Below are 9,965 nucleotides of genomic sequence, written 5' to 3'. Positions count from 1 at the left end.
CGTTCTTCATCGCCAATGTCGGCAGCTTGACGGTGTCCGGGCAGATTCTGGCCGATCCGTTCATCGCCTCCTTCCTCGGCCTGCTGGTCGGCGTGGTGCTGTCGATCCCGCGGCTTGATGCGGTGGCAAGGGCGCGCGTGGAGGCGCGTGCCATGCAGCGGATGGCCCACGCCTGATGCGGCCGCTGCGGGTTGGTTTGGTTTCGACGGCGGCGGTGAATGCGCCCGGAAGCATGCGGGCTTATGCCGATCTGCTGATGCAGGCGATGACATGGTATGCGCCGGAGGTTGAAGCACGCTTGCTTGAGCTGGATCCTCACCCCTCAGTGCGTGGATGGCGGCAGCGCGCTGACACCCTGATGCTGCCGTGGCGTGCGCGGCGATTGTCGACTTCCAAGCCCGATCTCTGGCACATCCTCGACGGCAGTCGCGCCTATCTGGCCGAAGGCTTGCGCGGGGCGCCGGTGGTCATCACCGCCCATGACATCATTCCGGTATTGCAACAGCGCGGCCGCTTTCCGGGCGCCCCAACGGTAGGAAGGGCGGCGCGCTGGCTGTGGCGCCGGAACGGCAAGGCGATGCGCACGGCGGCGCTGCTGATTTGCGACAGTGAATGCACGCGGCGCGATGTCACCAGCGAATTCGGAGCGCCACTCACGGCAAGCGTGGTGCCTTTGCCGGTCCGCCACGGGCTTGTTGCCTGTGGTGGCGGCGAGCTCCCGATTCGCGAGCCCGGCCTGGTCCTGCATCTTGGCAACAATGGCTTCTACAAAAACCGCGCCCAGGTTCTGCGCATCTTCGCGGCACTGGACCGATCGCTGGCGCGACGTTTGGTGATGATCGGCCCGGCGCCCGCACCCGCTTTGCGCGAACTGGCCAGTGCGCTCGGAATCGAGGCGTGGGTGCAATGGGTGGAGGATGCCGAAGATGTTCAGGTGGCCACCTGGTACCACCGTGCTTCGGTACTGGTGTTTCCCTCGCTGTATGAAGGCTATGGCTGGCCGGTGCTGGAGGCGATGGCATTCGGGCTTCCCGTCGTGTGCAGCAACGCCGGCTCGCTGCCGGAAGTCGCCGGTGATGTGGCGCCTTGCCTTGCCCCGGACGATCTTGCCGGATTCGTGCGCGAAATCGAATGGCTGCTGCGTGATTCCGCCGTGGCGCAGCGGCGCGCCGAGGCGGGGCGGTGTTGGGCCGAAGGGTTCGGGCTGGAACGGTTTGCGCGGGACATGTCCGCCGCTTACCGTGCGGCATGCGATGGAGTGAAAAGATAATCCGATGGCGACGCGCAAGGCACTGATTTTCGGAATTTCCGGGCAGGATGGCGCGCTGCTGGCACGGCTGTTGGTTGGCAAGGGATACCGCGTGCATGGCACGTCGCGCGACGCGCAGCTCAGCGGTTTCGCCAACCTGACCCGGCTCGGAGTGCGCGAGCAGGTGCAGCTGCATTCGGCGGCCACCACGGATTTCCGCAGCGTGGCTCAGGTCCTTGACGAGGTGCGCCCGGAAGAGACCTATCTGCTGGCCGGCCAGAGCTCGGTTGGCCTCTCCTTCGGGCAGCCGGTGGAGACACTTGAAAGCATTGCCCTGGGCGCGCTCAACGTGCTCGAAGCGATTCGCTTCCTCAAGCTGGACACGCGGCTGTACCACGCCGGCTCCAGCGAATGTTTCGGTGACGTCGGGCAGGCGGCGGATGAGGACACCGCGTTTCGCCCACGCAGTCCGTATGCGGTCGCCAAGGCCAGCGCGCACTGGATGGTGGCGAACTATCGCGAGGCTTACGGCCTGCACGCATGCACCGGAATCTTGTTCAATCACGAATCCCCGCTGCGGCCGACCCGCTTCGTCACCCGCAAGATCGTTTCCGCAGCAGTGCGCATTGCGGCCGGTAGCGGCGAGCGGCTGCAACTCGGGGATCTGACGATCGAGCGCGACTGGGGCTGGGCGCCGGAGTACGTGGACGCCATGTGGCGCATGTTGCAGCACGACCGGGCCGAGGACTTCGTGATCGCCACCGGCCGCATGCATTCCCTGCGTGAGTTCGTGGCGCTGGCCTTCGCTGCGGTGGGGCTGGACTGGCAGGCCCATGTCGATTTCGACCCCGGCCTGCGGCGGCCGAGCGACATTGCCCACAGCGTGGGCGATGCCTCCAAGGCCAGGGAGGTGCTGGGCTGGACTGCCGTGACCACATTGGAGCAAGTCATTGCGCGGATGGTGGCGGCGGAGCGCGGCGAGACCTGGCCGATGGTGGCTGGCTGACCATGCGGATCGCTGTGGATGCCCTGCCGATCAACAATTTTTCCGGGCGCAATGTGCTGGGCGGGCACCTGCGCAATCTGGCCGCGGCAGGTGCCGGCCGGCACAGCTTCCACATGTTCCATCATGCCGGCAATCGCGATCTGCGTCGTGAGCTGGGTCCCCACGTCGTTTGGCAGGAATGCGCCAGTGCAAAGACCGGCAGCGGTTGGGCCCGGCGGCTCGTCTGGCAGCGGTTTTCCATGCAGCGTGCCTTGGATGCGGTGGGTGCCGACCTGTTGATTTCGACTTCGGGTGCCCTGGTGCCGGGCGTGCGCACGCCGCAGCTGGTGCTGGTGCAAAACCCCTGGTGCTTCTTTCCGCAGTTCCACGCGCGCGCATCCGACAAGCTCAAGGCGCTGTTGCAGCGCCACGGGTATCGCAGGGCGCAGCGCGAGGCTGCGGCGATGTTCTATCTGTCCGATTTCATGGCGCGCATCTATGCCGACAACGCCGGCTGCGGGCCGCGACATGGTGCGACCGTGCTGGTCGGGGTGAACGACGGCATGTTCGAGGACGCCGCCGAAACCCCATTGCCGGCGTTCGCGGAGCGCGCTCCGGAGATCGTCGTGGTCTCGGTGATGACGCCGCACAAGTCGGTCGAGGACGTACTCGACGCGCTGGCGCTGTTGCGCAGCCGCGGGGTGGAAGCACGGCTGTCATTGGTGGGCCCTTGGTCGGATGCGGGCTATCGCGCGGTCATTGAGCGTCGGATCCACGATCAAGAGCTGACCGGCAGCGTGGAAATCACCGGCGGTGTCAGCGATGCCGAACTGATGCGGCACTACCGCCGTGCCCGGGTGTTCTGCCTGCTCAGCCGCTGTGAATCGTTCGGAATCCCCGCCGTGGAGGCCCAGGTGTTCGGCACCCCTTGCGTGGTCGCCGACGTCTGTGCGCCGCCGGAGATTGCCGGTCCTGGAGGTTTTGCCGTGCCCGCAGGACGAATCGACTTGGCCGCCGATGCACTCCAACCCCTGCTTGTGGATGCGGAAGCATGGCGCCAAGCCTCTGCGCGGGCGCTGGACAATGCCGAACGCTTTCGCTGGTCGCACCTGAGTGCGCCGATCATCGGGTTCATCGACCGCTGGCCGTCGCCATGACCCTAGACATCGCCACCGCCCGCGCCGCCCGCCCTTATTCGCGTCGCGAGTATGTCGGCCGCGCGCTGTGGGCGCTGGCGACGCCGTTGTTTCGTTGCAGTCCGCGTCCGCTGTTCGGCTGGCGCAACCTGCTGCTGCGGATGTTCGGGGCGACGGTCGGGCGCGGCGTCCACGTCGATCCCGGCACGCGCATCGAAATCCCGTGGAATCTGACGCTGGGCGACCACGCTGCGATCGGCGCGGGCGTGTGGGTTTACGACCTCGGGCCGATCCGCATCGGGGCGCGCGCCACGGTCTCGCATCGCGCCCATCTGTGCGGCGGCACTCACGATTACACCGATCCGGTATTGCCCTTGCTGCGCACCGGCCTTGCGATCGGCGACGACGCCTGGGTGTGCGCGGATGCGTTCGTCGGGCCGGGCGTGACGGTAGGCACGGGCGCGGTGGTCGGCGCGGCGGCTGTTGTCATCCGCGACGTGGCGCCGTGGATGGTGGTGGCCGGCAACCCCGCACGCGCGGTCAAGCGGCGCGCGCTGCGGGAGACCGGGGCCGCGTGATCTCCGTCGTCATCCTGACCTTGAACGAAGCGGTCAACCTGCCGCGCTGCCTCGCCAGCGTGGCGTGGTCGGACGACGTGGTGGTGCTCGACTCCGGCAGCACCGATGCCACGGTCGCGGTGGCGCAGGCGCATGGCGCCCGGGTTTTGACGCGCGCGTTCGATTCCTTCGCCGGGCAACGCAATTTCGCGATGGAGCAGGCCGGCTTCCGGCACCCGTGGGTGCTGCACCTGGATGCGGATGAAGTCGTCACACCGGCCTTGCGCGATGAACTGCTGGCGATCGCGGGCGCGTCCGACGCACCTGGCGCGTCTTGCCCGGTCTACCGCGTGGCGGCGAAGATCATTTTCATGGGGCGCTGGCTCAAGCACGCGGGCATGTATCCGTCCTATCAGGTCCGCTTCGGTCGGTTGGACGCCTTGCGCTTCATCGACCACGGCCATGGCCAGCGCGAGGTGCAAACGCCCGATCAGGTCGGCACGCTGCAAAACCCGCTCGACCACTACAATTTTTCCAAGGGAGTGAACGATTGGTTCGCACGCCACCTGCGTTACGCCGAACGCGAAGCGGGATTGATGCTGGCCGAACGCAAGCAACCGCTGCGGCCGGGACAGTTGTTCAGTACGGATGCGACCTGCCGCCGCCGCGCGCTCAAGCGCTTCGCCGGTCGCCTGCCGCTGCGGCCCTGGCTGCGATTCTTCTACGCGGGGGTCCTGCGCGGCGGTTTTCTCGACGGAATCGCCGGGCTGCGCTACGCGCGCATGCTGGCGATCTACCAGAGCTTCATCGATCTGATGGTGCGCGAACGGCTGGAGGACGAGTGGCGCGCCTGAACCGCATCGCGTCGCTGGATGGCGTGCGTGCGCTGGCGGCGTTGTCCGTCATGGTCTTCCATTTCGTCGCTCTGTTCGGCCGGCAGTATCCCGGGTGGTTGCGGCAGGCGTCGGTGCCGGGGCAAACGGGGGTCGATCTGTTCTTCGTGCTGTCCGGGTTCCTGATAACGCGGATATTGCTCGAAACGGCGGGAAGGGACGGTTACTACCGCGCGTTCTACGCCCGCCGGATTCTGCGCATCTTTCCCCTGTATTTCGCGTATCTGGGGATTCACTTCTTCCTGCTGCCGCTCGTGCTCGATGCCCGCATCCCTGCATTCCGGGAGCAGGTCTGGTCGTGGCTGTTCCTGGAGAACGTCGCGCAGACGTTTCCGGCATTGGGCAGCGAGGGGCCGAACCACTATTGGTCCCTGGCGGTCGAGGAACATTTCTATCTGATGTGGCCGTTCGTGGTTGCAAGTTGCAATCGGCGGACGTTGCTGCGGATCATCGGCGGCATTCTGCTGCTGTCCCCCGTGCTGAGGTTCGTGCTGGCCAGCCGGGGGTATGGCGTCTTCTATCTGACCCCGACCCGGCTGGACGGCTTGAGCCTCGGCGCGGGCATCGCGATCGTGCTTGCGGATCGGCAGGAAGCGCCGGGGTGGATGGTGCCGCTGTCCAGAACCTTGTGCCTGGCGTTGCCGGTCCTGTTGCTGCCCTTGTTCGTCGAGTTTTCCGGTTCCGGGGATGCGCTGCTCCAGGCCGTGAAGCTGTCACTGATTCCGTTGTTCTATGCCGCATTCGTCGCCCTTTGTCTGGCCGACGGGACATTCGCGCCGGTGCGGCGGATACTCGAAGCACACTGGTTGCGATGGGTCGGCGGCATCAGCTATGGCCTGTACGTCTTCCATCCGGCCTGTTTCCGGATCGTCGCCAGGTTTTTCCCCGCAATCCCGCTTCCGGGAACCATCCTGCTTGCGTTCGGGCTCAGCTTCCTGAGCGCCTGGGCGAGCTTCAGATGGTTCGAGAGCCGCTTCCTGTCCCTGAAGCGGTATTTCACCTTGCCATCGCATCCACGATCCGAGGGCGCACATGCACAACACTAGGATTCCGCAATGAAAAAAGCACTGATTACCGGCATCACCGGACAGGACGGCGCCTATCTGGCCGAATTGCTGCTGGCCAAGGGCTACGAGGTGCACGGCATCAAGCGCCGCGCCTCGTCGTTCAATACCGATCGCATCGACCATCTCTACCAGGACCCGCATGCGCCGGATCGCCGGCTGTTCCTGCACTACGGCGACCTGACTGATGCCACCAACCTGATCCGTATCCTGCAGCAGGTGCAGCCGGACGAGGTCTACAACCTTGGCGCGCAGAGCCACGTGCAGGTGTCGTTCGAGACGCCGGAGTACACCGCCAATTCCGATGCGCTGGGCACGCTGCGCCTGCTGGAGGCGATCCGCATCCTCGGCTTGCAGGACAAGACGCGTTTCTATCAGGCCTCGACCTCCGAGCTGTACGGCAAGGTACAGGAGATCCCGCAGAAGGAGACCACGCCGTTCTATCCACGCTCGCCCTACGGCGTGGCCAAGCTGTATGCCTACTGGATCGTGGTGAACTACCGCGAGTCCTACGGCATGTACGCCTGCAACGGCATCCTGTTCAATCACGAATCCCCGCTGCGCGGCGAGACCTTTGTGACGCGCAAGATCACCCGCGCGCTGGCGCGGATTTCACTGGGTTTGCAGGATTGCCTGTATCTGGGCAACCTCGATGCGCGTCGCGACTGGGGTCACGCGCGCGACTATGTGGAAGCGCAGTGGTTGATGTTGCAGCAGGAGCAGGCGGAGGACTTCGTGATCGCCACCGGCGAGCAGAATGCGGTGCGTGATTTTGTCACCCGCGCGGCGGCGGAACTGGGCATCGGACTCGAATGGCAGGGCAGCGGCGTCGATGAGCAAGGTATCGTCGCCAGCGCGCCGGAAGGATCGCCGCTGTCGCCGGGCCAGCGGATCGTGGCAGTGGACAGCCGCTACTTCCGGCCTGCGGAAGTGGAAACCCTGCTGGGCGATCCGACCAAGGCGAAGACTAAACTTGGCTGGACGCTGAAGACCTCGTTCGCGCAGTTGGTGCAGGAAATGGTGAGCGAGGACCTGGCCCAGGCACGCCGCGATGCGATGGTCAGTGAGGCGGGGTTCCGCACCTACAAGCATGCGGAGTAGGAGCGGCTCATGGTGGGCCGCGCCCCTGTGCGGTCGTGGGATTCTTCTGATCGCACCCCTGCGGTGCGCTACATCTGCGAGAGTCTTGTAGGAGCGCACCGCAGGGGCGCGAAAACGTTGGAGTTTGGTGCTTTTCCTGGGGGTAGTGATGCGCGTGATTTCACTTGATGATTTCGATGAGGCGGAGTCGATTGTCAATGCCGATGTATGCATTATCGGGGCAGGCGCGGCGGGGCTGTATCTTGCGCAAAGATTGAACGGTTCCAGTGGAAAGGTGATGGTCGTGGAAGCGGGGCCGGGTACGCCGGTGTTGTCCAACGAGATCGGTTTTGATTGTGAGTTTCCGGATGGGGATTACCGAGGCGCAACCGAGGGCCGTTCTTTTGGAGTGGGTGGTACCACCGCGCGTTGGGGGGGGCAGATGCTGGCATTCCAGGCAAGCGATGCCGTACGTGACGATTCCTCCATGCAGCGGGCATGGGAACATATTGTCCAAGTGGGACGAGAGCATGGCTCCGCAGTCGCAAAGGTGTTCGGCGTTGGCGGGCTGGTTGGTCAAGAGAGCCGTCCGCCTGCATCAGAAGTCGCGCCATTTCGCGCCAGTAGCCTGGATCCTGTTCTATCTTGCGGGCTGCCCTTCCGGAAGCGGAACTTTGCGTGGATGGTTGAGCGGTCTTCGAAAACGGCTGACGAGTGCGAAGTCATCAGCAATGCCGTGGTTGCAAATTGGATCGGCGAGGAAGTCCATGGCGACTTCCGGATTCAGGAATTGATTGCGCTTTCGCCAAGCGGGAAGAAGTTGCGGATTCGTGCGATGAATTATGTATTGGCTGCGGGTACAGTCGAGACGACGCGCATTTTATGTGAAATAAATGCCGCTGGCTCGGGACGAGTGTTGCCGGACAAAGCGGAGCTTGGATTGGGTTTGTCCGATCATCTTTCTTTCGACATTGCCGAATTCGGCGATTCTGCGCGACGCTTGGTGGCGAAAACGTTGGCGCCGAGGTTCGTCAACTCGAACATGCGGAATTGGAGGTTCGTGCAGGCCGACATCGGCCTTTCGGAATGCAGATACTTCGCGCATATCGTGTTTCCTACCGAAGATTCCGGTTATCGAGTTGCCAAGGAGCTGCTGCAATCCATGCAAGCTCGCCGATTCCCTGAAATCGGATTCGGTGAATTTTTCAGGGGGAGCGTGAGTCTGTCGAAGATCGCGTGGCACCGGCTGGTGCTCAAGAGGCTGTATGTCGAGTATGGGGCAATGTGTCGATTGAGAATTGACATGGAACAGCGGCCGCGTGCCACGAATTCGATCCGGCTTGGCGACCGGTTTGACAGATTCGGGCGCCGAATACCGGTAGTGAGTTGGTCTGTCAATGGGCAGGATGAAGCAGACATGCTGTGCGCCCGCAAAGAATTCTTGCAGCGGTGGTCGATGCTTGGTGTGAACTATGCTGCGCACGAGGTGCATCTTGACTTCAATAGTCTGGTCAAATCCTATGATGCGTATCATCCAGTAGGGACATGTCGTATTGGGGAGGATCCGGCAGCAGTCGTAGGCTTGGATTTGAGAGTGCGCGGCACGCAGAATTTGTTTGTTCTCAGCACTGCCGTATTTCCAAGTGCAGGCAGTGCGAATCCGACATTCAGTTTGCTCTGCTTTGCCGAGATGATGGCGTTCCATCTTGGTTCGGCTGCGGCATCCTCTGTCTGAAGTCCGCGAGGTGGCATCAATGAAAATCTACATCGCCGGCCATCGCGGCCTGGTCGGTTCCGCCATCGTGCGCCGGTTGCAGGCGCTGGGTGCGGACAATCTGCTGTTGCCGGGCCGCGAGGCGCTCGACCTCACTTCGCAGGAGCAGGTGGAACGCTTCTTCGAGCGCGAACGGCCTGAGCAGGTCTATCTCGCCGCTGCCAAGGTCGGCGGCATCCACGCCAATGACACCCGCCCGGCCGAGTTCATCCGCGACAACCTCGTGATCGAGACCAACGTCATCCATGCGGCATGGCGGCATGGCGTGAAGAAGCTGTGCTTCCTCGGCTCCTCCTGCATCTATCCGAAGTTCGCACCGCAACCGATGCGCGAGGATGTGCTGTTGACCGGCGCGCTGGAGCCGACCAACGAGTGGTATGCGATCGCCAAGATCGCCGGGATCAAGCTTTGCCAGGCCTATCGCAAGCAATACGGGTTCGATGCCATCTCCTTGATGCCGACCAATCTGTACGGCCCCGGCGACAATTTCGACCTGACTTCCTCGCACGTGTTGCCGGCGCTGATTCGGCGCTTCCACGAGGCCAAGCAGCGCGGCGATGCCACGATGACAATCTGGGGCACCGGCACGCCCAAGCGCGAGTTTCTGCACGTGGACGACTTGGCCGAAGCGGCGGTGTTCCTGATGGACGGCTACAGTTCCGATGCGATCGTGAATGTCGGCGTGGGTGAGGATTTGTCCATCCTCGAACTGGCGCAGTTGGTCGCCCGCGTGGTCGGCTTCGAAGGGGCGATCGACACCGACCCGAGCAAGCCCGACGGCACCCCGCGCAAGCTGCTGGATGTCTCGCGCATCCATGGCCTGGGTTGGCGGGCGCGGATCGGGCTGGAAGAAGGCGTGCGCAGCACCTATGCGTGGTATCTGCAGCATGCCGACGAACGGCGCGGAGCCTGAGCGCGCGCCACGTGCGTATTTACTTCTGCAATCGCTACGTCACCCCCGATCTGTCCGCGACCAGCCAGTTGCTGACGGATCTGGCGACGCATCTTGCCGCGCAGGGGGTGGCGGTGACGCTGGTGGGATCGCGCCAGCGCTATGACGATGCGGATGCATTGCTGCCCGAGCACGAGACGATCGACGACGTGGATGTGCTGCGCGTCGGCAACAGCCGGTTCGGGCGCGATGGGCTGTTCGGGCGGGCGCTGGATTATCTGGACTACATCCGTGCGACGCGGCGTTTGCTGAAGCAACGCCTGCAACCCGGCGAT

At 63.8% G+C, this 9,965-nt stretch carries 10 protein-coding genes; all 10 read left to right on the top strand.

Going from position 1 to position 9,965, the window contains the following annotated elements; translation table 11 throughout:
• Window positions 1–232: 232 nt before the first annotated feature.
• Window positions 233–1,270 carry a glycosyltransferase family 1 protein gene (locus tag IT472_RS10305; RefSeq protein WP_297181409.1) on the top strand — a complete coding sequence of 346 codons (1,038 nt, stop codon included), beginning with the start codon at window positions 233–235 and terminating at the stop codon, window positions 1,268–1,270.
• Between the two features lie 4 nt (window positions 1,271–1,274).
• Window positions 1,275–2,255, top strand: a complete 981-nt coding sequence (locus tag IT472_RS10300; protein ID WP_297181408.1) for a GDP-mannose 4,6-dehydratase — start codon at window positions 1,275–1,277, stop codon at window positions 2,253–2,255.
• 2 nt (window positions 2,256–2,257) lie between these two features.
• On the top strand, window positions 2,258–3,391 hold the full coding sequence (locus IT472_RS10295; RefSeq protein WP_297181407.1) for a glycosyltransferase family 4 protein: 1,134 nt from the start codon (window positions 2,258–2,260) through the stop codon (window positions 3,389–3,391).
• Entirely contained in the window at window positions 3,388–3,948 is a 561-nt protein-coding gene (locus tag IT472_RS10290; protein ID WP_297181406.1) for a putative colanic acid biosynthesis acetyltransferase, read from the top strand. The genes IT472_RS10295 and IT472_RS10290 overlap by 4 nt, the downstream gene beginning before the upstream one ends.
• On the top strand, window positions 3,945–4,781 hold the full coding sequence (locus tag IT472_RS10285; protein WP_297181405.1) for a glycosyltransferase family 2 protein: 837 nt from the start codon (window positions 3,945–3,947) through the stop codon (window positions 4,779–4,781). The genes IT472_RS10290 and IT472_RS10285 overlap by 4 nt, the downstream gene beginning before the upstream one ends.
• On the top strand, window positions 4,769–5,866 hold the full coding sequence (locus IT472_RS10280) for an acyltransferase (protein ID WP_297181404.1): 1,098 nt from the start codon (window positions 4,769–4,771) through the stop codon (window positions 5,864–5,866). Before IT472_RS10285 ends, IT472_RS10280 begins: the two co-directional genes overlap by 13 nt.
• A gap of 9 nt (window positions 5,867–5,875) precedes the next feature.
• Window positions 5,876–6,985 (top strand): GDP-mannose 4,6-dehydratase, encoded by a 1,110-nt coding sequence (gene gmd / locus IT472_RS10275; protein ID WP_297181403.1) that lies wholly within the window; start codon window positions 5,876–5,878, stop codon window positions 6,983–6,985.
• 127 nt (window positions 6,986–7,112) lie between these two features.
• A complete protein-coding gene (locus tag IT472_RS10270) occupies window positions 7,113–8,699 on the top strand; it encodes a GMC oxidoreductase (RefSeq protein ID WP_297181402.1) in 1,587 nt (528 codons plus the stop codon).
• 19 nt (window positions 8,700–8,718) lie between these two features.
• On the top strand, window positions 8,719–9,651 hold the full coding sequence (locus tag IT472_RS10265) for a GDP-L-fucose synthase (RefSeq protein WP_297181401.1): 933 nt from the start codon (window positions 8,719–8,721) through the stop codon (window positions 9,649–9,651).
• A gap of 11 nt (window positions 9,652–9,662) precedes the next feature.
• Window positions 9,663–9,965: hypothetical protein (locus IT472_RS10260; protein WP_297181400.1), on the top strand; the 303-nt coding region annotated here is incomplete at its 3' end.

The organism is Thermomonas sp. (assembly GCF_020850895.1).
Lineage (GTDB): Bacteria > Pseudomonadota > Gammaproteobacteria > Xanthomonadales > Xanthomonadaceae > Thermomonas.
The sequence above is the reverse complement of the archived record's forward strand: the minus strand, read 5'-3'. Positions and strand labels throughout refer to the sequence as shown.